Here is a 22412-nt window from a genome sequence, read left to right as displayed (position 1 = left end):
TGGGCTCGTCCCATATCCTCTTGCTGGTGTAGGCTGATATGATTCAACAGCTCGGAAGCACGGCGATGGACGCTCACCCTTTCAAGATCCAGATTGCGAACGAACAACTTGAGGATCTCCAGAACCGTCTTCACGCAACGCGATGGCCAGTTTCTCCCATCCAAACAGGCTGGAACGATGGGGCCGACCTATCGTTCATTGAGCGCCTTGCGGATTACTGGCGAGATCGGTTCGACTGGCGAGCGCAAGAGGCGCGGCTGAACCGGCTGCCGCAATATGTGGCGAGGGTGAACAACCTGGACGTCCATTTTGTCCACCAGCCAGGCACCGGACCGGCGCCGCTGCCGCTTATCATCACGCATGGCTGGCCTGGTTCCTTCATCGAAATGGAGCACATCATTCCGTTGCTGACGGATCCATCTGCCTATGGTGGTGATCCGGCCGACGCTTTCCACGTGGTGGTTCCCTCGTTGCCCGGATACGGCTTCTCGCAGGCGCCGACGGAATCAGGCTTCCACTCCGGCCGCATCGCGGAGCTATGGGTGCAGTTGATGCGCGGGCTCGGTTATGACCGCTTCGCTTCCCAGGGCGGCGACATCGGCGCGGGCATCTCCGCCTGGATGGCACGGCTCCTTCCCGAGAATGTGCTTGGCGTCCACGTCAATTACATTCCCGGGAGTTATCGGCCACCCTTGGGTGCAACTCTGCCACCTGTCACCGTTGAGGAACAGGCCTTTCTGGACAAGGCCGCGGCCTGGACGGAAACGGAGGGTGCCTATGCCCATCTGCAGGGCACGAAGCCTCAGACGCTTGCTTATGCGCTGACAGACTCGCCGATCGGTCTCGCTGCCTGGATGATCGAGAAATTCCGTTCCTGGAGCGATTGCGACGGTGATGTAGAGCGCGCCTTTGGTATGGACGCGCTCCTTACGGACATTTCCCTCTACTGGTTCACCAATGCGCTCACCTCGTCCTTGCGGCTCTACAAGGAGAATCGGCTCTCCCCTCTTGCGTTCAAGGCGCGGGAACGCGTTTCGCCGCCGCTTGGGGTCGCGCTTTTCCCCCGCGAGTTGCCAATGCCACCGCGCTCCTGGGTGGCGAGGGTCTTCGACGTCCAGCGATGGACGCCGATGCCGCGAGGTGGCCATTTCGCTGCGCTGGAGGAACCCAATCTTCTGGTGCAGGACATTCGCGCCTTCTTTCGGCCGATGCGTTCGCGGCCTGGATCGAGAAGGTGAATGCGAAGGACAGGTCGAGCGCGGCGTTCCTGATTAGTCTTCTCTACGGCGCGGTGTTGTAGTCGACGACAGTCTCGGGGTTTTGCTCGCCGTCATAGGATGCATCGACGTCGTACTGGACCAGCGAGAAATTGCCGTTGCGGAACAGATAGGTGCCGGCGTCGGAAGCATCGCCGACCCCGCGCCACTTGTTGAACGTGGTGATCGTCTGGGTGGCCTCGTCATAGCCGGAATTGACCGCCCAGCCGGACGTCTGGAAACCGACGATGGTCATGCCCAGCAATTTGCCATTGCTGTCATTGTTCTCGTAGCGGATGTCCATCTTGGGTTCGGCGAATTGCAATTGCTGCACGCCCGATACCTCGTCGGTCATGTAGTAGACCGAGCTTTCATTGTAGGCGGCGGCCGAGCAGGAAAAATGGAACAGCCGCGTCTCCTTGTCGGGGGCGCCGGGCTGCGCATCCTTGTCCTTGTATTTGATTGAAAAGACCGTCGGCTCGTCGGCCAGGAACTGTTTGTCGCACTGGCCGCCATAGGTTGCCAGAAACGCCTTCTTGGCCTGCTCCAGCGCGGTGTCCTTCTTCGGTGGCGGCGGCCCGTCGCCGCAGCTTGGCGGCAACGCCTCTTCGAAATCAGCGGTGGAGGGTTTTAGCGTGCCTTTCTCGATGTGGATCGGATCGAAGGGTGGCTCCGCCTGTATCTGGGCATTCACCTGGCGCAGCGTGTAGCAGCCGGCAAAGACCTTTTCGCCGCCGCTCTTGTCGGTGGCGCGGATGGCGACGGGGACGTTGTAAAAAATGCTGCCGGCCGCACCTTCGTCGGAAACAGCCCCGGTCTCGACCTCGACCTTGTCGGTGCCGTCATAACCCTTGACGAAACTGTCGAAATCCTTTGCTGGCTTTGTATCGCCGAAATACCCCCAGGCACGGGCGAATTCGTGCCGGCTGATGGCGCTGTAGAGCGAACGCACAACAGCATCGGCGCTCGACCGATCGTCGACATAGGGCGCTTTGGAGGCATCGTCGGCGGCCAATAGCGTCTGGCCGATCGGGGCAAGGGAGAGAAAGGCAGTCGCTGCGAAAAGGGCGCGTCTCATCGGGAACCTCCGCTCGATAAGAGGATTCTACGACGGCGATTGCGGCAACGTGGTGACGCAGGGTCGACGCACTTGAAAAATCACGCGCGAAGGCGCTACGTCGCGTCCGCCGGCGTTCGGCCGGGCAGGAGATTTGACGTGACGATATCGATGTATGAGGCATCCGTGCCTGTGTTTTCAGCCAGGCTGAAAGCGCTTTCCAATGTGCTTGCGACCGCCGAACAGAATGCGCTTGACCGCAAGATAGACCCGCAGGTTTTTCTGACGGCGCGGCTGGCGCCAGACATGTTCGCCTTGACCAGGCAGGTGCAGATCGCCACCGATCATGCCAAGGGCGCGCCGTCACGGCTCGCCGGCCGCGAAGTGCCGAAATACGAGGACAATGAGGCGAGTTTTGCCGATGTCCAGGCTCGCATCACGAAGACGCTCGACCTTCTCGCGACATTTTCGGCTGCCGAGTTCGACGGCTCCGACGACAAGATCATCGAGCTGAAGCTTGGCGGACGGGAAAGTTCGATGCCCGGCCTGCAGTATCTGCTGCATGTAGCCATGCCCAACTTCTATTTCCATCTCACCACGGCTTACGACATCCTTCGCCACAACGGCGTGCCGTTGGGCAAGGCGACGTTCCTGGGATCGCGCTAGGAATTGAGTTTTTTGGAGGTGTCCCGGAACCGATCCGGGACACCCTGAACACCGGCGTAGCTAGCGAACGGACATTTCGCGGGCGATGCGGGGGAAGTCGGCCGGCTTGATCCCGATGTCGGCGCGGTCGGCATTGCTCATCGAATGAAGCAGCGCGAGCGCCGAGCGATATCTCAGATGTTCCTGCGGCCGAGGCCGGGCGAACATTTCAGTGAAGAAACCCATGATTCAAGCCCCAAATTGGTCCTCCACGGCTGCCAATATAGGTGAATCGTGACAATTGTGCAGTGCAGCATTTGCATACCTGCCATGTCTTGGCGAATTTTTGTCTTGGCGAATCTTTTCGCCATTTTCTGCCACCGGGTGAAACTTTTGGCCGACGCCCATCGTAGCCTCGAATGCTGGTTGCATGGCCGGTTTTTCCTCGCCACTCCTGGCGAATTCCGGACTGCGTGAAAATGCAGTCCGGCTTTGTTTTTGGGATTGCGGTGGGTCAATCGGTAGACGAGGCGACGGCTAAATTCGTTAAGATCGGTGCCATGCATTTTTAACGAGCCGGTTCTATGCTTCGATACCCGAATGGTCGGGCGAGGGGGAGGCTGACATCGCTACTGGTGCCAAGCGGGATTTCGCTTCGTTGCTCGACGACCTCTTCATCGCCCCCGACAAGAATGGCGAGGGTGAAGAGGCTGGCGCTCGTCCATCCATCCCGTTCGACTATCTTTCGGTGGCCGATGAACTCCATTCCGGCCGCATCAAGGTTTCCGCTGCTGAATATCGCGAGGCGGGCGCGGATCTGGCGACGGAATTCGCCGCCTTGCTCGATCATGCCAAGCTGGCTCTCGCCGGCGAAGAGCCAAAGCCTGAGGAGAAACTGCCGCCGATCGATCCCGAAGCCATCGCGGTCGAACTTGGCCTCAACCAGCCCAAGCAGGTCGCCGATTTCGGTCGCATGCGCCGCAGCTTTGCCTTTGCCAACCATCCCGACCGTGTCGCCCCGCATCTGCGCCAGCGCGCCATGATCCGCATGCAAGTGGCCAACATGCTGATCGACGAGGCCAAGCGCCGTGCACTGGCCGGTGCTCGCCGCTAACCCGGCTGGTTCACGCAAATGTCGGTCTGGCGAGGCTTGGAGAGCGGCTCTGCTTTGCCTATAGATGCGGCTTCCTCCGCGCAGTCGCGCCAGCCTTCCTCCGGAGCCGAATTCCATGCACAAACGCCGTCTCGGTCGGACCGATCTTCTTGTTACCCAGATCTGCCTGGGCTCCATGACCTGGGGCCAGCAGAACACCGAGGCCGAAGGCCACGCCCAGATGGACCTGGCTTTCTCGCGCGGCGTCAATTTCATCGACACCGCCGAACTCTATCCGATCCCACCCAAGGCGGAGACGCAGGGACGGACCGAAAAGATCATCGGCAGCTGGATGAAAGCCAAGGGCAACCGCGACAAGGTGATCCTGGCCTCGAAGGTCGTCGGCCGCACGGCCAACAACTGGTTTCGCGGCGACAGGCCGTCGCAACTGGTGCGCGCCGATATCTTTGATGCCATCGACAAGTCACTGGCCAAGCTCAGCACCGACTACATCGACCTCTATCAGATCCACTGGCCGGAGCGGGATATCCCCTGGGGCGCCAACCCGACGCGCGTCGGCGCCGTGTCGCCGCGCGCCGATTCTGTCGGCGCACCGGCCAACGAAACACCGATCGCCGAGACGCTTGCCGTGTTCGACGAACTGGTGAAGGCGGGAAAGATCCGCCATTTCGGCCTGTCGAACGAGAGTTCCTGGGGCGTGATGCGCTTCCTTGCTGAGGCCGACAAGGGCATCGGGCCGCGCGTCGCGTCGATCCAGAATGCCTACAATCTCGTCAACCGCACCTTCGAGGTGAACCTCGCCGAGGTCTGCGAGCGCGAGCAAGTGTCGCTGCTGCCCTATTCGCCGCTGGCACAGGGCTATCTCACCGGCAAGTACGACCACGGCGCCCGGCCTCAGGGCTCGCGCACGCAGTTGTTCAATCGCGGCCAGCGCTACGAGACATCAAATGCCGCCGAAGCCCAGCTCGAATACAACGAGTTGGCGCGCTCCTTTGGCCTGGAGCCGGCACTGTTTGCCAATGCCTATGTCTCAAGCCGGCCGTTCGTAACCTCCAACATCGTCGGCGCAACGACGCTTTCGCAGCTCGACATGGCGCTATCTTCCGTCGACGTCGTCTGGACCGAAGAAATGCAGAAGGCGGTGGATGCGATCCACCAGCGGGTCGGCAATCCCTGTCCTTGAACGGGGATTGGCCGCTGGCCGAATATCCAATGATTACAATGGGAGAAGGCCGACAATGAATTTTCCGATCGAAGCTATCCGGAGAAAATTTCCCGCTCTCTCCCTGACCGACAAGGGTCGCCGCCGCATCTATCTCGACAATCCTGCCGGCACGCAGGTGCCACAGGCAGTGGCGGACGCGGTGTCGCGCTGTCTTTTGACTACCAACGCCAATCTTGGCGGCTATTTCGAAACGACCATTGCCGCGCAAGTTGTCGTCGACGAGGCGCATCAGGCGATGGCCGATTTCCTCGGCGCCGCAAGCCCCGAGGAAATCATCATCGGCGCCAACATGACGACGCTGACCTATCACATGTCGCGCACGCTCGGCCGCACGATGCAGCCCGGCGACGAGATCATCCTCACCCGCATGGACCATGAGGGCAACGTATCGCCCTGGCTGCAACTTGCCGAGGACCTCGGCCTCATCGTGCGCTGGCTGCCGTTCGACGAAAACAGCTGGCAGATCGAAGAGGCGACGCTGGCTGGTCTGCTTTCGGAGAAGACAAGACTGGTCGCGTTGAACTACGCCAGCAATTTGACCGGGTCGATCAATCGGGTGAAGGCGCTGACTGCGATAGCCAGGAATGCCGGCGCCCTTGTCTATGTCGATGCCGTCCAGTTCGCGCCGCACGGCCTGATCGACGTGCAGGAGCTCGGCTGCGATTTCCTGATCTGCTCGGCCTACAAATTCTTCGGCCCGCATATGGGCATTTTGTGGGGCCGGCGCGACGTCATCGAGACGCTGGAGCCGTACAAGTGCCGCTGCTCGTCAAATGGCCTGCCGGAGCGGTTCGAACTCGGCACGCCGCAGATCGAGCTGATGGCCGGTCTCACCGCCGCGGTCGACTACTTTGCCGACCTTGGCGCGGCGGCGGGCGAGGGCGGTTCAAGAAGGCAGAGGATCGCCAAGGCATTTGAAGTCTCGATCGCTTACGAGAACCCGCTGGCGCAAAGACTGATCGACGGTCTGTCCGACATTTCAGGTCTGACCATCCACGGCATCACCGATCCGAAGCGACTTGGCGATCGTGTGCCGACGGTTTCCTTCACCGTCGACGGCATTGTTCCGGAGACGATCGCGCGGCAGATGAATGCCGAAAATATCTTCCTGTGGTCCGGCCATAACTACGCCTGGGAGATCGTCCATCAGCTCGGCATTCCGGCCGAGCATGGCGTCGTGCGCATCGGCATTGCCCACTACAACACATCGGCCGAAATCGACGAGACGCTGGAGAGCGTGCATCGGGTCATCGCCATGCTCAGGCAGCAGCGCTCCTGACGCACTGTCAGGGCAAGGTCACCGCGCCTTGCCGCCGAAACCGGTGAGGAACGCCGTGAGATTGTCGCCGAGTTCGTCGCAGAGGTAGCCGCCCTCTTGGACGATGACCGTCGGCAGGCCGAGCTTTGCGATGGCCTCGCCGATGCGCGAGAAGCCAGGCGTCGTCACCGAAAGTCCGCCGAACGGATCGCCCTCAAACGCGTCGAGGCCGAGCGCCACAACGAGCGCGTCGGGCGAAAAGGCACGGATACGCTGGAAGGCCACCTCGAGCGCTTCGAGAAACGCCGCGTCGGCGGATTTGCGCGGCAGCGGCAGGTTGAAATTGTAGCCGAGGCCGGGCCCTTCGCCGCGCTCGTCGGCATGGCCCCAGAAGAACGGATAGAAGCGCACCGGATCGGCATGCAGCGAGACGGTGAGCACATCCGGCCGCGCATAGAAGATGCCTTGCGTGCCATTGCCGTGATGCAGGTCGACATCGAGGATCGCCACCCGCGACGCCGTCTTGCGTAAGACCTGCGCGGCGACGGCCGAGTTGTTGATGAAACAGAAGCCGCCGGCGACATCGGCAAAGGCATGGTGGCCGGGCGGGCGGCACAGCGCATAGGCGACCGGCGCGCCTGATCTCACCGCCTCGGCCGCATCCACCGCGCTCCAGGCGCTCCACAGCGCGCTCTGCCATGTTTCGCCCGAGATCGGGCAAGCGGTGTCGGCCATGTGATAGCCGGCCTGGCCGACCGCCGAGGCCGGATAGGAGCCATTGCGCGCGATCGGATGGATGTTCGGGATCACTTCGGCTGAGGCACCGTCGATGCGCTGCCAGCGCGTGTAGATATGCTCGAGGAAATCCAGATATTCGGGCGTGTGCACCGCCGCGACTGGACCGAGCCCATGATTGCGTGGCCGCTCGATCGTGCAACCCGCTGATAATGCGCCGGCTAACAATCTCTCGACGCGCTCCGGCTTTTCCGGATTGGGCTGCGCCGCCCCGCTCGAAAGAAAGGCCTTGGGGTCGTGGCGCTTCTGTTCCTTGGCATAGAAGGCTTTCATTCCCGCTCCCCGTTTTCGGCCGCGTCGGCGAAGGCCAAGAAGGCCTCGCCGATGATTTTTTGCGTCTGTTCGTAGCTCGACCAGGCGATGCCCAGCCTCTCATAGAAGGCCTTGGCGCCTTCATTGTCGGTGTCGACGGACAGACGGAGATAAACACCGCCTTCCTTTCGGCACTGTGCCGCAACGTGCCGCAGCAGGCGTTCGCCGATCTTCCGGCCGCGGAACCGGTCCTCGACATAGAGGTCCTGCACATAGACGCCGGGCCGCCCCATCCAGGTCGAAAAGATCGGGAAATGCAGGCAAAGGCCGGCAAATTCGCCGCCGACCTCGGCGATCAGGGTCGAGAAGGCGGGTTTTTCGCCAAAGCCGTAGGTGCGGAGATCGTCTGGAGTCGAGATGATCTCGTCCGGCGCACCGATATGCGTGCCGAGCTTCAGGATCGCCGCGTGGATGGTGTCTAGGTCGTCAAGAGTGCCGGGTCGGAGGAGGATTTTGGGCGGGGGGACAATCATCGGAGGTTCGGTGCCCAGGCACCCCCCTCTGTCCTGCCGGACATCTCCCCCGCAAGGGGGGAGATTGGCAATTTTGATCTCGTCGCCCATTTTAAGACGTCGGAAATTAGTGAAAGCGAAAAGGAAGTCCGATCTCCCCCCTTGCGGGGGAGATGTCCGGCAGGACAGAGGGGGGTGCGAAGGAACGCAATCATTTCAGATTGTCTCCCTTTCAAACGCCGTCATCTCAAAACGCCACCCGGTCGCCGCCCTTGAGCGCCAGCATGTCGCGCGCTTCGGTTGGCGTTGCAACCTCCAGCGACAGCCCATCGAGAATGCCACGGATACGGCGCACCTGATCGGCATTGGATTTCGCCAGTTGGCGGCCGTCATAGAGACTGTCCTCCAACCCGACTCGGACATTGCCCCCCATCGCTGCTGCAATCGAGATCAGCGGCATCTGCTGGCGGCCGGCGGCCAGCACCGAGAACTGGTAGCTGTCGCCGAACAATTTGTCGGCGATCCGCTTCATGTGGACGAGATTGTCGGGATCGGCGCCGATGCCGCCCAATATGCCCAGTACGAACTGGATGAACAGCGGTCCCGACACCAGACCCCGGTCGCGGAAATGCGCCAGCGAATAGAGATGGCCGACATCGTAGCATTCGAATTCGAAGCGCGTGCCGCAGCCCTTGCCCAGCCTTTCCAGCACGCCCTCCATGTCGGCAAACGTGTTCTTGAAGATGGTGTCGCGGGTGGCTTCGAGCAGCTTGGGTTCCCACTCATGCAGCCACTCCCTCGGCTTGTCGAGCATAGGAAACAGCGCGAAATTCATCGAACCCATGTTGAGCGAGCACATTTCGGGTTCGGCCCTGAGCGGTGCTGCCAGCCGCTGGTCGAGCGTCATCAGCGACGAGCCGCCGGTGGTGATGTTGATCACCGCATCGGTCGCCTGCTTGATGCGCGGCAGGAACTGCATGTAGACGTCCGGATCGGCGGTCGGGCGGCCATCCCTGGGGTCGCGGGCGTGCAGATGCAGGATCGAGGCGCCGGCTTCCGCAGCGGCGATTGCCTCAGTGGCAATCTGGTCCGGCGTCACCGGCAGATAGGGCGACATCGACGGCGTGTGCACCGAGCCGGTGACGGCGCAGGTGATGATGACTTTTCTGGGCGCCATCTTTGTCGCCTCAGCCTTCGACCGGCAGGTCGAGTTCGGCAGCCAGCAACTCCAGCGAGTCGCCGATGATGGAGACGATCTCGCCGACCTGCTCCCTGGTGACGATCATCGGCGGCGCGACCATGAAATTGTCGCCGTCGACGCCGCCCTTGACCCTGCGGCCATAGATGATCAGCCCGCGCTCATAGGCGAGGTCGAGCAGCCGCTGCGTGGCTTTCTTGGTCTGGTCGATCGGCCTCAGCGTCTCTGGATCGGCAACCATCTGGGCGCCGGTGAGCAGGCCTTTGCCGCGCACGTCGGCGATGAACGGAAACCGCTTCGCCAGCCCCTTCAGCCCGTCCATCAGCACGTCGCCCATGGCAGCCGCATTGGCGATCAGGTCGAGCCGGTCCATTTCACTGAGCACGGCAAGCCCGGCGGCGCAGGCCAGCGGATTACCGGCATAGGTGTGGCCATGCTGGAAGCCGCCCGAGTCGAGCAGCGGCTGGACCAGCCGCATCGGTGCGGCGAGTGCGCCAAGCGGCGCATAGCCCGAACCCAGCCCCTTCGACAGCGCAACGATGTCGGGCTTGCAGTTCCAGTGGTCGCCACCGAGGAATTTGCCGGTGCGGCCGGCCCCGCTCATCACTTCATCATGGATGAGCAGGATGCCGTAGCGGTCGCAGATCTCGCGGATGCGCGGATAATAGCTGTCGGGCGCCACCAGCGCTGAGGTCGCCGCCCCGCCGATCGGCTCCATGATGAAGGCGACCACGCTGTCCGGGCCTTCAGTCAGGATCTTCTCCTCCAGCATGTCGGCGTAGCGGATGCCGCGCTGTTCCATCGAGAGATTGTCGCGGTCGCGCCAGGCGTTCGGCGCTGGCACGGTCGGCATCACCCGCATCATCGGCTCGAACGTTTCGGCCAGCGCATCGTCGCCGGTGATCGAGAGCGAACCCAGCGTGCCGCCATGATAGGAGGGGAAGCGCGTGATCACCTTCCAGCGGCTGGCCTGGCCGGTGGCGACGGCCCATTGCCGCGCCAGCTTGATGCAGGCTTCGGTCGCTTCCGAGCCGCCCGAGACGAAGAAGATACGGTCCATGCCTTCCGGCAGCTTGCCGGCCAGTTCCCGCGCCAGCTCCTCCGCCGGCTCGTTCTCGAAATGCAGCCGATAGGCGAAGGTGGCGCGGTCCATCTGCCGCTTCATGGCATCCAGCACATTGCGGTTGGAATGGCCGATATTGGCGACCATCGGGCCGCTCGAGCCGTCGATGAAGCGGCGGCCGTCCTGCGTCCACATGTAGATGCCCTCAGCGCGGTCGATCAGCGGCCGGTGCAGGCTGGACAGATAGAACAGATGCGATTCTCGCCGTGCTTCGGTTTCTTGAGCGGCAGATTGGACTTTCGACATGTCAGGACTTTCCGAGGTAACGATCGAGGACATTTTTTGTAACGCGTTCGACCATCGGGTCCTCTCTTAGCAGGCCGGCGACCCATTCGCAGCTTCCTGCGTGGAACACCTCGCCCTTGCCGCGCGGGAAATTGACGATCATGCCGTTGCCGCGTTTGACCTTTTCCAGATTGGCGTCGTTCGCCTCGCCGAACAGCGTTTCGGCGGTGAAGCGGCCATCCTCGTCGGTGAGGAACTGGTCCTCGATCGGGATGTCGGCGCTTTCCTCGACCTGGGATGCCATGCCGACGGCGAGAACCTGCAGGCCATCAGGCGCGCCGCTGGTTGCGGTCGGGTAGGGCAGGCCGCCGCGGATCTCGAACTCGAGCCCGTCGACCTCATAGCCATAGACATGGCTGTCGGCGCCGAGCAGGTCGCCATAGTAGATGCCAGTGCCGGCAAAGGCCCAGTGCTCGGGCCTGTAAACCGGAAAACCGCGCACGCCGCGCGGCGCACAGCCGCCCCAGCCGGCATAGAGGCCGCGGGTCGCATTGAGCCCGAAGGTCGCCGATCCCGGCCGGCCGATCTCCGGCGCTTCCCAGGAGTTGGTGGCGCGGGTGACGTCGCCACCTGGGAGATAGGCCGGGTCTTCGGCACGCGAGCGATATTTGTAGCAGACCTGCCGGCGGCCTTCGTCTTCCAGCCGCGTCTGCCACATGAAATTGCCGGCAAAGCGCGCCGCATGGCCGCCGCGCTCGACATAATTGTCGACGGCATCGCGCATTTCCCAGGTCCAGTATTCGTCATGGCCGACGAAGACGGCGCAGTCGTAGCCGTCGAGAATTTCGGGCGAAAAATGCAGATCGTGCTGGCTGGTGAGATCGACTTGATAGCCGGATCGTTCGGCGAAGCGGAAGAAGTGGCTATCGTAGCTCGCCCAGCCCGACGAGGCGTATTTTTTCGAATGACCTGACGCGAGCGCCCATTCCATGTGCGGATAGCGCGGGATCGTCTTGGGCGGTACGGCGACTTCCAGCGGCACGCGCGGCGCATCTTTCGGCAGCACGACGAAGCCGCGGCACCAGGGGCGTTGCGTCGACACGATGGGCGAATACTGGTTGCGATCCGGCCCGGTGATGCCCTGGTAGTGGTTGGAACCGCCCCAGGTGTTGTAGGCGAGCCACGTGCCCGTCGCCGCCACCTGCAGCACGCGGCCAGGTTTGCGGCCTGGCTGCGGGCTGACGATGAAAATGTGGTGGGATTGAATGGGCTTACCGTCGCGGCCGTCCGCGGTCAGCGTGACTCGATAGGCTCCTGACGGCCAGTTGTTCCCGACACGGAATTCAAACGAGGCTTCCCAGCCGCAGCCTTCAGCCGAGCATTGGTCCGGACTGTCCTGCCAGCGCGCAGCGATGCCCGATTTCTCGAGCACTTTGGTCTCGCTGCCACCATCCCGGGTGATTGTCATGCCGAACGTCGCAGCGGTCGAACTGACATGCAACGCCACCGTCTCACCGGCGCGATAGGAAAACCGGTCGCTGTAGCACCAGATCTCGCCGCGCTCGCGGTCCATTCCCGGCCATTCGTAATAGTGGCCACGCACCGCGTGCCGGCGCTGCTCGGGTGTCAGTCCGAAATCGGGAAATTCCGTGTTTGGTCTGGTCATGGTCATACTCAGGCGGAAAGGTATTTCTTGAGGAAGCTGCGCGTGCGGTCCTTCTGCGGCGCGCGGAACATGTCGCCGGGCGGGCCTTCCTCGACGATCACGCCGCCATCCATGAACAGCACCCTGTCGGCGACTTCGCCGGCAAAGCGCATCTCATGCGTTACGATGAGCATGGTCATGTGTTCGGCGGCAAGCTGTTTCATCACCGCGTTGACCTCGTCGACCAGTTCCGGGTCGAGCGCCGAGGTGGCTTCGTCGAACAGCATCACCTTGGGCTGCATCGCCAGCGCACGGGCAATGGCCACACGCTGCTTCTGGCCGCCCGAAAGCCGCGAAGGATAGGCGTCGATCTTGTCGGCGAGCCCGACCTTGGACAAGAGGCTATGCGCCAGCGCATGCGCGTCACTTTTGGCCATGCCTTTGAGGATAATCGGTCCCATGGAAATGTTCTCGATCACCGTCAGATGCGGGAACAGATTGAAGTGCTGAAACACCATGCCCATCTGCTGGCGCACCTTGTTGATGTGCCGCTCGAAAGCTTGGCCGTGCAGCTTCTGGTTGACCTGCACGCCATCGAGCCAGACTTCACCGGAATCCAGGGATTCCAGATGGTTGATGGAGCGCAGCAGCGTGCTCTTGCCGGAGCCGCTCGGCCCGATGATCGCCACGATCTGCCCGCGATCGACCGACAGGTCTATGCCTTTGAGGACTTCGACCGCGCCGAACGATTTGCGCGCGCCGCGAACCTCGACCATGGGCCGCTGTGTGCTCATCGGGAAGCCTCCACATGTCTTTCAAACAGGCGCAAGGCCGCCTCGAGCACAAGGTTGAGAATGTAGTAGAGCGCCGCTGCGGTGATGTAGAACTCGAACGGGCGGAATGTTTCGCTGATCGCCAGCTGGGCCGAATGGACCAACTCGGCGATGCCGATGACCGAGACGATGGAGGATTCCTTCAGCAGCGCGATCAAATTGCCGCCGATCGGCGGTGCCGTGTTGCGGATGGCTTGCGGGATCACGACATGGCGCAGCGTCTGCCACTTGCCGAAACCGATGCTGCGCGCGCCTTCCGTCTGGCCGATATCGACGGCCACGATGCCGGCGCGGATGATGTCGGCATTGTAGACGGCAAAGTGCAGGCCAAGCCCGACAATGCCGGCGGCAAGGGCGGGAATGTCGATGCCTATCTGCACCAGGCCGAAATAGATCAGGAACAGCTGCAGCAGCAGCGGCGTCCCCATGAACACCCACATGAGTGCGCGCACGGGATAGGCCACGATCTTCGGAGCGTAGAGCACGATGACCGCGAACAGGATGCCGCCGACGAAGCTGAGCGCGCCCGCCGAAACGGTCAGCACCGCGGTCCACCAGGCGCCTATCAGCAGAAGGTCCCAGTAGGGCGCGACGACGGTGAAGTCCAAACCTTGCATCATGCTCTCCGGTCAGACGATGGCGAAGCGTTTGTCGAGCAGGTCGACGACCCGTGCGACCGCGTAGACCATGATCATGTAGAGCAGGGCTGCAACGCCGAAGATCTCGAACGGCTTGTAGGTGGAGCCGATGAAGCGCTGGGCGGTGTAGGTCAGTTCGACGACTGAAATGGTCGACACAAGTGCTGATCCCTTCAACAAAGCAACCGTGTTGACCCCGAGCGGCCGGATCATCAGCCGCGCGGCCTGCGGCAGCACGACCTTGCGCAGCGTCTGGAAACGGCTGAAGCCGATTGTGCGGGCAGCCTCGGTCTGGCCCCGGTCGACCGCGACCAGCGCACCACGGATCGATTCCGCCATATAGGCGCCGATGTTGAGACCGAGGCCGATAACGCCGGCGGCGAACGGCTCCAGATTGATGCCGATCTGCGGTCCGCCGAAATAGAGCACGAAGAGCTGGATCAGGCACGGCGTGCCGCGAAACAGGCTGACATAAAGCGCGCCGATGGTCCGCAGGATTGCCGATTTCGACATCTTGGCGGCCGCGGCCAGTGAAGCAGCCGCAAGGCCCAGGATCAGGCCCAGCACCGTGATTTCGATCGTCACCAGAGCGGCTTCCACGAAGAACGGGAAGACGCGCTGCATCAAGGAGAAATCCATGAAAGGGTCCAGCAGGAGTGTCGCTCGGCCTCAGGCAGCTTTGGCCGCCTGAAGCCAGGAGTAATCAGCGGATATCGCTGCCGACCCACTTCGTCGAGATCTTTTCGTAGCTGCCGTCCGCCAGCATCTCGTCCAGCGCCTTCTGCATGGCAGCCTTAAGCTCCGGATTGTCCTTGCGGATGGCGATGCCGATGGCAACAGCGCCGCCTTCGATATCGGGCGTGTTGAGCTTGCGGACCTTCTCGCCCGTCTCCTTGACGGCAACCATGACCGGAATGTTGTCGACGACGATGGCATCGACGCGGCCGGCCCTCAGTTCCAGCAGCAGTTCCGGCAGACCCTTGTAGGTACGGATGTCCCAGCCGCCCTTTTCGCGCGCCCATTTCTCGTGCGTCTCGCCCAGCGTCACGCCAAGGGTCTTGCCCTTGAGGTCGTCGAGGCTCTGCACCTTGGACGCCTCGCTGACGAAAACGGCGCGGCCGGCATGGTAGTAAGGTCCGACGAAATCGACCACCTTTTCGCGCTCTGGCGTGATCGTCATCGAGCCGACGACAGTGTCGTATTTGTTGGCAAGCAGGCCGGCAATGATGCCGTCCCAGGCCGTGGTGATAATGGTGCCCTTGACGCCGATGCGCTCGGCAATGGCCTTGCCGATATCGGCGTCGAAGCCGACGACTTCGTTCTGGTCGTTGACGAAATTGAAGGGCGGATACTGACCGCTCATGGAAATCTTCAGCTCGCCCGCCGCCTTGATCTTCTCGAGGTCGTCGGCCCTGGCCGAAACAGCCGTGAAGGTCGACGCAAGCAGCAGGGCCGCAAGGGCGATGCCGGAAAATACTCTGTTCATCTGATTTCCTGTCCTCTGGATGGCGCGCAAGGTTTGTTCTTGGGAGGCGTGCAGACGCTTTCCTGTGTTCAATGATTGCCTTTGCGGTATCATTGCGCAAATAGATAATGGGAATAGGGAGCATAGATATCAGGAATGGCTTTGCCGCGCCCCGAACGGCTGGTCTGGGATCTGGACTGGAACCTTCTGCGGACGTTCGTCGTCATCGCGGAAGTGAAGAGCATCACGCGTGCTGCTGAGCGGCTGAACCTCAAGCAGCCCAGCGTCAGCAACGCCCTGCGGCGGCTGGAAGACCGGATCGGCCGGCGGCTGGTCGAGCGCGACGCGACACGTTTCGAGCTGACCGAGGTTGGACGCCTTCTCTACGAACAGAGCGTCGAGGTGTTCGGCACCATATCGCAGCTGCCGCTGCTGATGCGCGGCATCAGCGACGACGTCACCGGCCACGTGATGATCGCCACCGCAAGCCATGTCGTCTCGCCGCTCTTCGATCAGGCGCTGGCGGAGTTCCACCGCAACTACCCGCGCGCCAGCATCACCATTTCGGTGGCGGCAAGCACCGAAGTCGCCAAGCAGGTCAGGGAGCGGCGTGCCTCCTTCGGCATCTGCCTGGTCAGCCAACGCGATCCGGCGCTGGAATACGCGATGGTCTACCGCGAGTTCTTCGGCTTCTTCTGCGGGCCGCAGCACAGGCTTTACGGGCAAACCGGGTTGACGCTGGCCGATCTGCGTGACGAACCCTCGGTATCGTTCCAGACCGACCATATTTCGGATGCGTTGCGGCCGGTCGCGCTGCTGCGCAGTGAAGCCCGGCTGAACGCCGATGTCGTCGGCGTGTCTTCGAGCCTGGAAGAGGTGCGGCGCATGATCGTCGCCGGGTTGGGCATTGGGCCGCTGCCGCTGCACGTCGCGCGGCGCGATGTGGCGGATGGAATGCTGTGGCGGCTGCCGCCCTACGACGCGCCGCCGGCCATCGACATCTTCCTGCTGGTCAACCCGGACAAGGCGATGAACCGCGCCGAGAAGGCGCTGCTGTCCGGGCTACAGACGTTGATCGCCGAGACGCCGCTCGAGGACCGTATCTACCAGGGCTGACCGGCCGAGACAGGCCTATTCGATCAGCAAGGCCGCCGCGCGGTTTCGCATCGCCTCATCCAACGCCACCGAGGCGCGCGCGGCGAGGTCGAAGCGCACGCTGGTCGTCCGGCTCGATGCATGGACAACGCCGTCGAGCGAGCCCGACATCACCTGTTCGAAGGTGATGGAGGTGCGGCCGATCTTCACGACATGCGAGCGGATGGTGATGAGCGCACCGGCTTTCGTTTCGTGGCGATAGTCGATTTCGGTGCGCACATCGGCCCATCCGATTTGCGCCGCCTGGTTATCGTCCTGTCCGGCGATATGACCGAGAAGCTGGAAGCTGGCATCGTCGAACATCGCCGCGTAGTGACGCACATTCACGTGCCCCATCACATCGCACATCCAGGGATGGGCGACGCCGACAAAAGTGACGAGAGATTTGCTCATGGGGATTCTTGCCCTCCGTGGCTATCGACGATCGCGCCGACGCAATAACGAAACGCACGCCGACAGGCAAACGGTCTGCTGTCCCCGGCATCTTCAAACCGGCATTGACCTTCGCGCGTCGTATTCGTCAGCCGCACGATTCGTTAGCCGCGCCCTTGGCCGCCTCCATCAAACGGACTATCTCAGGGGAGGCGGCGTTTCCGCCACGGGGGTCGGCATGCTCAGAGTGCAAAAGGTCAAGGTCGACGAGATCTACGTGCCGACGGCGCGCAAGAAGACGCTGCATCCCGAGACCGTCCGCCATCTGGCCGAGGACATTTTGGAAAACGGCATGAAGACGCCGATCCAGGTCCGCCATGACGGCAAGCGCCACATACTCGTCGAAGGCCTGCATCGACTGGAGGCGGCAAAGTGGCTCGGCGAGACCGAGATCGAGGCCTATCTGGTGCAAGCCAAGCGCCACTGACACGTCCAGTTCTCTCGGCGCAGAAGTTTTATCGCTTCGTCATCCACGGGCGGAGCAAAGAGCGCAGCGAAGCGGCGCAGACTTGAGGATCCATGCCGCGACTCCAACGCGTCACAACGGTGCGGAATTCTGCTCCCCTGCATTCCTCGACAACGGTCGCGGCATGGATCCTCGGGTCTCCGCGACGGAGTTGCGCTCCTGCTTCGCCCGTGGATGACGAAGGTGGGTGACGCCTCGGACCCGTCGTGGCGGTGTCGACATTTTTCGCGGCCGGTGTCGGTTTGTGGTTCATCGGCTCGTCCTTGGGACGGAAGCCAGATCAAACGCGGGACGCCATCATGACCACCAAGCTCGACATCGCCCCCACCAACGACCGTGAACTGGTTCTCGCCCGCATCATCGATGCGCCGCGCGAAAACGTCTATCGCTGCTGGACCGATCCGAAACTGATCACGCGCTGGTTCTCGCCAAAGCCGTGGACGACGCCGCGCGCCGAGATGGATGTGCGCGCCGGCGGCTCGAGCCTTGTCGTCATGGCTAGCCCCGAGGGCAACGAATTCCCCAACCCAGGTGTCTTCCTCGAAGTCGTTCCCGGCCGGAAGATCGTCTTCACCGACGCCTACACAGAGGCTTGGCAGCCTTCGGAAGAGCCGTTCATGACCGTCGCGCTGACCTTCGAGGACGAGGGCAACGGCAAGACCCGCTACGTCGCTCGGGTCAGGCATTGGAGCGTCGCCGACCGCGAACAGCATGAGAAGATGGGGTTCCACGAGGGTTGGGGACAGTGCGCCGACCAGCTCGAAGAACTCGCCAAAACGCTTTGATCCGCATGACGCTTGATATCGGCAGGAGAGGAGATCGATATGTTCAAAACCCTGATTTTCGCCATTTTTGCTTCGGCCGCAGCACTGCTTGCCTGCCCGGGCACCACCAATGCAGAGGAGACAAAACCTGCCATGACGACTGAAACGAATGCACTGCCGAAACCGGAAAAGTCCGGCCTGCTGCCTATCGACGGCCTGAATTATTATTATGCAATCTATGGCAAGGGCGAGCCCCTGCTTCTGCTGCATGGCGGTCTTGGCACCACGGATATGTTCGCGCCGATCCTGCCGAAACTTGCTGAAAACCGCACCGTCATCGGCGTCGACCTGCAGGGTCACGGCCGCACCGCGCTGGGTGACCGACCATTCACCGTGGAGGCGATGGGCGACGACATGGCCGCCATCGTCAAGGCACTCGGTTACGACCAGGTCGATGTCATGGGCTATTCACTTGGCGGCGGCGTCGCCTTCCGCATGGCCGTCCAGCATCCTGAAGCGGTGCGCCGCCTCGTCCTGGTATCGACCGGCTACGCCACGGACGGCTTCTATGACGAGATGCGTCCGCAGCAGGCACAGGTGAGCGCGGCCGCGGCTGAGTTCATGAAGGACACGCCGATGTACAAATCCTACGTCGCTGTGGCGCCGCATCCTGAGGAGTTCCCGAAGCTCCTCGATGCGCTGGGCGGCTTCATGCGTCAGAACCGCGATTACTCGGCCGACGTCGCCAAGCTGAAGATGCCTGTCATGCTGGTCTATGGCGACAGCGATATGTACAAGCCCGAACACGAGATCAAGTTCTATCAGATGCTCGGCGGCGGGCTGAAGGACGCCGGCTGGATGCGCGAGAACCTGTCGCAGAACCGCCTGGCGATACTGCCCAACCGCACCCATTACGATACCTTCTTCGCGCCGGAGTTGACGGCCGCCGCGCTGCCGTTCCTCAACGGCCAGACCAAGGTCAAGACCTGGGACGAGGTCGTCGGCGAAACGGAGTGAACGCCAAAGCCGCCGGCTGTTGGCGGGTAACCGGCATTCCGTGGCAGCCATGACGGCTTTCGGCGTCATGGCTTCATCCCCACTCGCATCAGCACAAGCGATGACGTTGCATCAAAGCTTTTCAATTGACCCAATCGGCCCCGCCGATACCTTGCGCGCCTATTCTCTCCCACCAGTGGATCCAGACAATGGCAAGATATGAGGGCGGATGCCTGTGCAAGGCGGTGCGCTACCGCGGACGCGGCCCCCATCAACGAACGCGTATGCCACTGCCGGGTATGCCAGAAGGCGATCGGCGCCGCCTTCAACGCACGCGTCCTGTTTCGCATCGAGGACGTCACGATCGACGGGCCGCTGGCGACAATAAACTCTTCGCCGGATCTCAAGCGCGGCTTTTGCCCGAGCTGCGGCACGACGATGTTTTCCCGGCGCGATTCCGCTGATATGATCGGCATCACCACCGGTTCGCTCGACGATCCCACGGTTTTCAAGCCGCAGATGCATATTTTCACGGCCTCGAAGCAACCCTGGCTGGTGCTTGATGACGGCCTGCCGAAATACGAAGGCGCCCCTCCGCCCGGCTAACTTTTCCCTTCTCCCCTTGTTGTGGAAGAAAGTAGATCGACGCGCAGCGCCAAGGGCGAGGGAAGAGCGCAAGCATGGCCAAAATTTAATCCAAATCAACACGAGATAGCCGGCAAAGCGTCATTGGCGAGCCATCTTTGTCGTCCTATTTAAGGGTCGCGGGTACGGCATTCGAGGAGACGACGGATGAACGACAGCATCAGCACCCTGGACGAGCTTTTGAGCGATCCGATGGTCCTTCTTGTGATGGAGCGCGATCGTGTGCGTCCCGAACAGCTGCGCATGCTGCTCGAACGGGCTCGCCGACCTTCGACCGATGAGCCCGAAGTGCCGCCGGCGCATGTGATCGCCAGGACATGCCAGAAACTCTGGCTCTGCCCGTAGTCGCTTTGCGATTTTCCCTGTGTCCTCAAGCCGGCCCCAAGGTGGGCCGGTTTTCGAACGGCGTGCACCTCGGCGCGCCAGCTTACAAATCCGTAAATTGATTATCCGGCCCATGACGATAAGGCTTGCCCGGGATTGACCGATGGTCGGTCCACGCAACTCCGATCTCTCATGCACGGAATTCGATTTTTGGCCGATATCTGCACACAGGGCCTGGATACGGGCTTCGTCGGCCTGGGGTTCGCCAAGGTGGCGTTCCTCGGCGTGGTGCAAGGCATCACGGAACTGCTGCCAATTTCCTCGACTGCCCATATGCGCATCGTGCCGGCCGTGCTCGGCTGGCAGGATCCCGGCTCTGCTTTTTCCGCCGCCATGCAGCTCGCGGCCCTTGCCGCGGTAGTCAGCTATTTCTGGAGCGACGTCAGGGATATCCTGTTTGGGTCGCTCGACGCTCTGGCGCGACGCAATTTCGCCGACCGGCATTTCCGACTGGCGCTCTGGATCGTGCTGGCGACGATCCCGATCGTCATCGCCGGCGTGGCGCTGTCGGGCGTGCTCAACGCCTGCAATTCGCCGCTGCGCAGCCTGACGGTGATCGGCTGGGCCTGCATCGCGATGGCGATCCTGCTGGCGCTGGCCGAGATTTTTGCCCGCCACCGGCGCAGCATGGCCGACGCGTCGCTGACCGATGCGCTGCTCGTCGGCGTCGCCCAGATCGGTGCGCTTATCCCCGGCGTCTCGCGCTCGGGCTCGACCCTGACGGCGGCACTGGGGCTCGGCTTCAAGCGGGCCGAGGCGGCGCGCTTCTCGTTCCTGCTCGGACTGCCGGCGATTGCACTCGCCGGCCTCAAGGAACTCTGGGAACTGCACAAGGTCCATCTCGACGCCCATGGCTGGTCGGTCCTTGCCGTCGGGCTGGTCGTCGCCTCGATTTCCGCCTTCTTCGCCATATGGGGGCTGATGCACGTGCTGGAGCGTTTCTCGGCCTGGCCGTTCGTCATCTATCGCGGCCTGCTCGGTGTCGTTCTGCTGTTGGGCGTGGCGATGGGATGGCTCGTCTAAGGCAGTTCCACAGTATCGCTTGAAACGGGCTATATCCGTACCGGACCTCGAACTTCGATTCCGGTACGCACATGGATTTTTTGACCCTCCTGCAATCACTGCCGTTGCTGCTGGCGTTGGCCAAGGGCGCACTGCCGTCGGTGGCGGCATTTGGCATGGGATTTGGCCAGTGGACCGCTTCACTGCCGCCATGCCGGGACTTCACCTTCGAGGCGACCAGCTATCTCGTTTGCGAGGTCGATCCGAAACGATACCAGCTCGAGCTGTTCTGGAAGGATGCGGCAGGCAAGCCGTTTCAGTCGCTGCACAATCTGCATGCCGCGCAACAGGCGATCGGGCGCACGATGTTGTTTGGCATCAATGCCGGCATGTATCACCCGAACCTGGCGCCGGTCGGCCTCTATGTCGAGCGTGGCCAGGAGATGGCCTCGGTGAAAACGGGTTCGGGAAGCGGCAATTTTTCCCTGCAGCCGAACGGCATTTTCTACATGCGCGACGGCAAAGCCGCGGTCCGCGCCACCACGGATTTCGTGAAAAGGCGCCCGAGCGTCGACTATGCGACGCAATCGGGGCCGATGCTGGTGATCGACGGCAATCTGCATCCGAAATTCCAGGCCGACGGCACTTCGCGGAAAACCCGCGACGGTGTCGGGGTGCGAAAGGACGGCGTCGCGGTCTTTGCAATTTCGAACGGCACGGTGACCTTCCATGCCTTCGCCCGTCTGTTCCGCGATGCGCTCGGCTGCGACAACGCGCTGTTCCTCGACGGCACGATATCCAGCCTGTTTGCGCCTGCCATCGGCCGCAAAGATGACTACTGGAATCTCGGGCCGATGATCGGCGTTTTCAGAAAATCCTAGCCGGTTTCCATCGCGCTTACCCGCACGCGGTATGGGCGAAAAAAACTTGATTCAAACTTTATTGGTAATTTCTCATTCATAACTGATCCGGTTTGTCCGTCGGCTGTCGTTTTGCCCTCGGTCTGTTGTGTTTTGAGTACAGGTCCAGATGCGGATTCCGGGCGTCGTCAGTTTTTTGATAGCATCGCTATGCCTTGCCGGTTGCTCGTCGACGGCCGGCGTCGATGCGCTGGATTTGCAGAAACCGTCCAACGAGACCACCAGTTCCGTGATCCGGCCGCCGGCACCGATCGCCTCTGCTCCGACAGCAAGGGGCAACAGGGCGGCAAGGGCCGGATTGGCTCCCATGTCTGACAACGGTCCGGGGGAAAAAACGCGCCCGTTCGGCTTGGCGGAGGAGGAAGAGACGGGGGTGTTTGCCGCGCCCGACGTGCCTGACCCCCAGG

The 22412-nt window shown here is 62.1% G+C and carries 26 protein-coding genes and 1 pseudogene; 13 read left to right on the top strand and 14 right to left on the bottom strand.

Features of this window, described 5'->3' with window-relative positions:
• Positions 1-38 precede the first annotated feature (38 nt).
• Positions 39-1238 (top strand): epoxide hydrolase family protein, encoded by a 1200-nt coding sequence (locus EN943_RS12430; protein ID WP_348630103.1) that lies wholly within the window; start codon positions 39-41, stop codon positions 1236-1238.
• Positions 1239-1281: 43 nt separating this feature from the next.
• Here EN943_RS12430 and EN943_RS12425 read toward each other — a convergent pair whose 3' ends face one another.
• A complete protein-coding gene (locus tag EN943_RS12425; RefSeq protein WP_127412849.1) occupies positions 1282-2334 on the bottom strand; it encodes a DUF1176 domain-containing protein in 1053 nt (350 codons plus the stop codon).
• A 138-nt stretch (positions 2335-2472) separates the two neighbouring features.
• On the opposite strand from EN943_RS12425, the gene EN943_RS12420 reads away from it, so the two are divergent.
• Positions 2473-2979 carry a DUF1993 family protein gene (locus EN943_RS12420; RefSeq protein WP_063167831.1) on the top strand — a complete coding sequence of 169 codons (507 nt, stop codon included), beginning with the start codon at positions 2473-2475 and terminating at the stop codon, positions 2977-2979.
• A gap of 60 nt (positions 2980-3039) precedes the next feature.
• Here the strand turns inward: EN943_RS12420 and EN943_RS12415 are convergent, their stop codons facing one another.
• Positions 3040-3204 (bottom strand): hypothetical protein, encoded by a 165-nt coding sequence (locus EN943_RS12415; RefSeq protein ID WP_023706483.1) that lies wholly within the window; start codon positions 3202-3204, stop codon positions 3040-3042.
• A gap of 3 nt (positions 3205-3207) precedes the next feature.
• Positions 3208-3390 (bottom strand): hypothetical protein, encoded by a 183-nt coding sequence (locus EN943_RS12410; protein WP_127412848.1) that lies wholly within the window; start codon positions 3388-3390, stop codon positions 3208-3210.
• Between the two features lie 226 nt (positions 3391-3616).
• Between EN943_RS12410 and EN943_RS12405 the strand changes: the two genes are divergently transcribed.
• The 3 genes from EN943_RS12405 (at position 3617) to EN943_RS12395 (ending at position 6576) form a co-directional block, all read left to right on the top strand.
• On the top strand, positions 3617-4072 hold the full coding sequence (locus EN943_RS12405) for a hypothetical protein (RefSeq protein ID WP_127258340.1): 456 nt from the start codon (positions 3617-3619) through the stop codon (positions 4070-4072).
• 115 nt (positions 4073-4187) lie between these two features.
• Entirely contained in the window at positions 4188-5255 is a 1068-nt protein-coding gene (locus EN943_RS12400; protein WP_127412847.1) for an aldo/keto reductase, read from the top strand.
• 55 nt (positions 5256-5310) lie between these two features.
• On the top strand, positions 5311-6576 hold the full coding sequence (locus EN943_RS12395) for a cysteine desulfurase-like protein (RefSeq protein WP_127412846.1): 1266 nt from the start codon (positions 5311-5313) through the stop codon (positions 6574-6576).
• A gap of 18 nt (positions 6577-6594) precedes the next feature.
• Here the strand turns inward: EN943_RS12395 and EN943_RS12390 are convergent, their stop codons facing one another.
• From EN943_RS12390 to EN943_RS12345, 9 genes are all read right to left on the bottom strand, one after another.
• Complete coding sequence (locus EN943_RS12390; protein WP_127412845.1) at positions 6595-7623, bottom strand: histone deacetylase family protein; 1029 nt, start codon at positions 7621-7623, stop codon at positions 6595-6597.
• Positions 7620-8135, bottom strand: a complete 516-nt coding sequence (locus tag EN943_RS12385) for a GNAT family N-acetyltransferase (RefSeq protein ID WP_164778174.1) — start codon at positions 8133-8135, stop codon at positions 7620-7622. The genes EN943_RS12390 and EN943_RS12385 overlap by 4 nt, the downstream gene beginning before the upstream one ends.
• Positions 8136-8361: 226 nt before the next feature.
• Positions 8362-9291, bottom strand: a complete 930-nt coding sequence (locus EN943_RS12375) for a 3-keto-5-aminohexanoate cleavage protein (RefSeq protein WP_127412844.1) — start codon at positions 9289-9291, stop codon at positions 8362-8364.
• A 10-nt stretch (positions 9292-9301) separates the two neighbouring features.
• Positions 9302-10681 (bottom strand): aspartate aminotransferase family protein, encoded by a 1380-nt coding sequence (locus tag EN943_RS12370; RefSeq protein ID WP_127412843.1) that lies wholly within the window; start codon positions 10679-10681, stop codon positions 9302-9304.
• 1 nt (position 10682) lies between these two features.
• Positions 10683-12326, bottom strand: coding sequence for a N,N-dimethylformamidase beta subunit family domain-containing protein (locus tag EN943_RS12365; protein WP_127412842.1), 1644 nt, complete (start codon positions 12324-12326; stop codon positions 10683-10685).
• 8 nt (positions 12327-12334) lie between these two features.
• Positions 12335-13099, bottom strand: a complete 765-nt coding sequence (locus tag EN943_RS12360) for an amino acid ABC transporter ATP-binding protein (protein WP_127412841.1) — start codon at positions 13097-13099, stop codon at positions 12335-12337.
• Positions 13096-13755, bottom strand: a complete 660-nt coding sequence (locus EN943_RS12355) for an amino acid ABC transporter permease (RefSeq protein ID WP_127412840.1) — start codon at positions 13753-13755, stop codon at positions 13096-13098. The genes EN943_RS12360 and EN943_RS12355 overlap by 4 nt, the downstream gene beginning before the upstream one ends.
• 12 nt (positions 13756-13767) lie before the next feature.
• Positions 13768-14415 (bottom strand): amino acid ABC transporter permease, encoded by a 648-nt coding sequence (locus EN943_RS12350; protein ID WP_127412839.1) that lies wholly within the window; start codon positions 14413-14415, stop codon positions 13768-13770.
• A 64-nt stretch (positions 14416-14479) separates the two neighbouring features.
• On the bottom strand, positions 14480-15262 hold the full coding sequence (locus tag EN943_RS12345; RefSeq protein ID WP_127412838.1) for an ABC transporter substrate-binding protein: 783 nt from the start codon (positions 15260-15262) through the stop codon (positions 14480-14482).
• A gap of 135 nt (positions 15263-15397) precedes the next feature.
• Here EN943_RS12345 and EN943_RS12340 point away from each other — a divergent pair, with 135 nt between their 5' ends.
• Positions 15398-16357 (top strand): LysR family transcriptional regulator, encoded by a 960-nt coding sequence (locus EN943_RS12340; RefSeq protein WP_127412837.1) that lies wholly within the window; start codon positions 15398-15400, stop codon positions 16355-16357.
• A 15-nt stretch (positions 16358-16372) separates the two neighbouring features.
• Here EN943_RS12340 and EN943_RS12335 read toward each other — a convergent pair whose 3' ends face one another.
• Complete coding sequence (locus EN943_RS12335; protein ID WP_127412836.1) at positions 16373-16789, bottom strand: acyl-CoA thioesterase; 417 nt, start codon at positions 16787-16789, stop codon at positions 16373-16375.
• A 217-nt stretch (positions 16790-17006) separates the two neighbouring features.
• Between EN943_RS12335 and EN943_RS12330 the strand changes: the two genes are divergently transcribed.
• The 7 genes and pseudogenes from EN943_RS12330 to EN943_RS12300 all read left to right on the top strand — a co-directional run bounded on the left by EN943_RS12330 (position 17007) and on the right by EN943_RS12300 (position 21966).
• On the top strand, positions 17007-17255 hold the full coding sequence (locus tag EN943_RS12330; RefSeq protein WP_013532091.1) for a ParB N-terminal domain-containing protein: 249 nt from the start codon (positions 17007-17009) through the stop codon (positions 17253-17255).
• A 338-nt stretch (positions 17256-17593) separates the two neighbouring features.
• Positions 17594-18079 carry an SRPBCC family protein gene (locus EN943_RS12325; RefSeq protein WP_127412835.1) on the top strand — a complete coding sequence of 162 codons (486 nt, stop codon included), beginning with the start codon at positions 17594-17596 and terminating at the stop codon, positions 18077-18079.
• A 39-nt stretch (positions 18080-18118) separates the two neighbouring features.
• A complete protein-coding gene (locus EN943_RS12320) occupies positions 18119-19075 on the top strand; it encodes an alpha/beta hydrolase (protein WP_127412834.1) in 957 nt (318 codons plus the stop codon).
• A gap of 188 nt (positions 19076-19263) precedes the next feature.
• Positions 19264-19660 (top strand): annotated as a pseudogene (locus EN943_RS12315) (GFA family protein).
• 186 nt (positions 19661-19846) lie between these two features.
• Positions 19847-20044, top strand: a complete 198-nt coding sequence (locus tag EN943_RS12310; RefSeq protein WP_127412833.1) for a hypothetical protein — start codon at positions 19847-19849, stop codon at positions 20042-20044.
• 189 nt (positions 20045-20233) lie between these two features.
• Positions 20234-21106: an undecaprenyl-diphosphate phosphatase gene (locus EN943_RS12305; protein WP_127412832.1), complete on the top strand. Its 873-nt coding sequence runs from the start codon at positions 20234-20236 to the stop codon at positions 21104-21106.
• A 71-nt stretch (positions 21107-21177) separates the two neighbouring features.
• Positions 21178-21966, top strand: a complete 789-nt coding sequence (locus tag EN943_RS12300; RefSeq protein WP_127412831.1) for a phosphodiester glycosidase family protein — start codon at positions 21178-21180, stop codon at positions 21964-21966.
• 72 nt (positions 21967-22038) lie between these two features.
• On the opposite strand, the gene EN943_RS37620 is transcribed toward EN943_RS12300, so the two are convergent.
• Positions 22039-22412, bottom strand: a 374-nt coding sequence (locus EN943_RS37620) for a hypothetical protein (protein WP_206522750.1), incomplete at its 5' end; no start/stop codon positions are given.

The sequence above is a fragment of the Mesorhizobium sp. M7A.F.Ca.US.006.01.1.1 genome (assembly GCF_003997935.1).
Taxonomy (GTDB): domain Bacteria; phylum Pseudomonadota; class Alphaproteobacteria; order Rhizobiales; family Rhizobiaceae; genus Mesorhizobium.
The sequence above is the reverse complement of the archived record's forward strand: the minus strand, read 5'-3'. Positions and strand labels throughout refer to the sequence as shown.

What these genes read in the sequence shown, in the direction of transcription:
- EN943_RS12430 (WP_348630103.1), top strand. Translation starts at nt 39, where the DNA reads ATGATTCAACAGCTCGGAAGCACGGCGATGGACGCTCACCCTTTCAAG.
- EN943_RS12425 (WP_127412849.1), bottom strand. Translation starts at nt 2,334, where the DNA reads ATGAGACGCGCCCTTTTCGCAGCGACTGCCTTTCTCTCCCTTGCCCCG.
- EN943_RS12415 (WP_023706483.1), bottom strand. Translation starts at nt 3,204, where the DNA reads ATGGGTTTCTTCACTGAAATGTTCGCCCGGCCTCGGCCGCAGGAACAT.
- EN943_RS12410 (WP_127412848.1), bottom strand. Translation starts at nt 3,390, where the DNA reads ATGCAACCAGCATTCGAGGCTACGATGGGCGTCGGCCAAAAGTTTCAC.
- EN943_RS12400 (WP_127412847.1), top strand. Translation starts at nt 4,188, where the DNA reads ATGCACAAACGCCGTCTCGGTCGGACCGATCTTCTTGTTACCCAGATC.
- EN943_RS12395 (WP_127412846.1), top strand. Translation starts at nt 5,311, where the DNA reads ATGAATTTTCCGATCGAAGCTATCCGGAGAAAATTTCCCGCTCTCTCC.
- EN943_RS12390 (WP_127412845.1), bottom strand. Translation starts at nt 7,623, where the DNA reads ATGAAAGCCTTCTATGCCAAGGAACAGAAGCGCCACGACCCCAAGGCC.
- EN943_RS12385 (WP_164778174.1), bottom strand. Translation starts at nt 8,135, where the DNA reads ATGATTGTCCCCCCGCCCAAAATCCTCCTCCGACCCGGCACTCTTGAC.
- EN943_RS12375 (WP_127412844.1), bottom strand. Translation starts at nt 9,291, where the DNA reads ATGGCGCCCAGAAAAGTCATCATCACCTGCGCCGTCACCGGCTCGGTG.
- EN943_RS12370 (WP_127412843.1), bottom strand. Translation starts at nt 10,681, where the DNA reads ATGTCGAAAGTCCAATCTGCCGCTCAAGAAACCGAAGCACGGCGAGAA.
- EN943_RS12365 (WP_127412842.1), bottom strand. Translation starts at nt 12,326, where the DNA reads ATGACCAGACCAAACACGGAATTTCCCGATTTCGGACTGACACCCGAG.
- EN943_RS12360 (WP_127412841.1), bottom strand. Translation starts at nt 13,099, where the DNA reads ATGAGCACACAGCGGCCCATGGTCGAGGTTCGCGGCGCGCGCAAATCG.
- EN943_RS12355 (WP_127412840.1), bottom strand. Translation starts at nt 13,755, where the DNA reads ATGCAAGGTTTGGACTTCACCGTCGTCGCGCCCTACTGGGACCTTCTG.
- EN943_RS12350 (WP_127412839.1), bottom strand. Translation starts at nt 14,415, where the DNA reads ATGGATTTCTCCTTGATGCAGCGCGTCTTCCCGTTCTTCGTGGAAGCC.
- EN943_RS12345 (WP_127412838.1), bottom strand. Translation starts at nt 15,262, where the DNA reads ATGAACAGAGTATTTTCCGGCATCGCCCTTGCGGCCCTGCTGCTTGCG.
- EN943_RS12340 (WP_127412837.1), top strand. Translation starts at nt 15,398, where the DNA reads ATGGCTTTGCCGCGCCCCGAACGGCTGGTCTGGGATCTGGACTGGAAC.
- EN943_RS12335 (WP_127412836.1), bottom strand. Translation starts at nt 16,789, where the DNA reads ATGAGCAAATCTCTCGTCACTTTTGTCGGCGTCGCCCATCCCTGGATG.
- EN943_RS12330 (WP_013532091.1), top strand. Translation starts at nt 17,007, where the DNA reads ATGCTCAGAGTGCAAAAGGTCAAGGTCGACGAGATCTACGTGCCGACG.
- EN943_RS12325 (WP_127412835.1), top strand. Translation starts at nt 17,594, where the DNA reads ATGACCACCAAGCTCGACATCGCCCCCACCAACGACCGTGAACTGGTT.
- EN943_RS12320 (WP_127412834.1), top strand. Translation starts at nt 18,119, where the DNA reads ATGTTCAAAACCCTGATTTTCGCCATTTTTGCTTCGGCCGCAGCACTG.
- EN943_RS12310 (WP_127412833.1), top strand. Translation starts at nt 19,847, where the DNA reads ATGAACGACAGCATCAGCACCCTGGACGAGCTTTTGAGCGATCCGATG.
- EN943_RS12300 (WP_127412831.1), top strand. Translation starts at nt 21,178, where the DNA reads ATGGATTTTTTGACCCTCCTGCAATCACTGCCGTTGCTGCTGGCGTTG.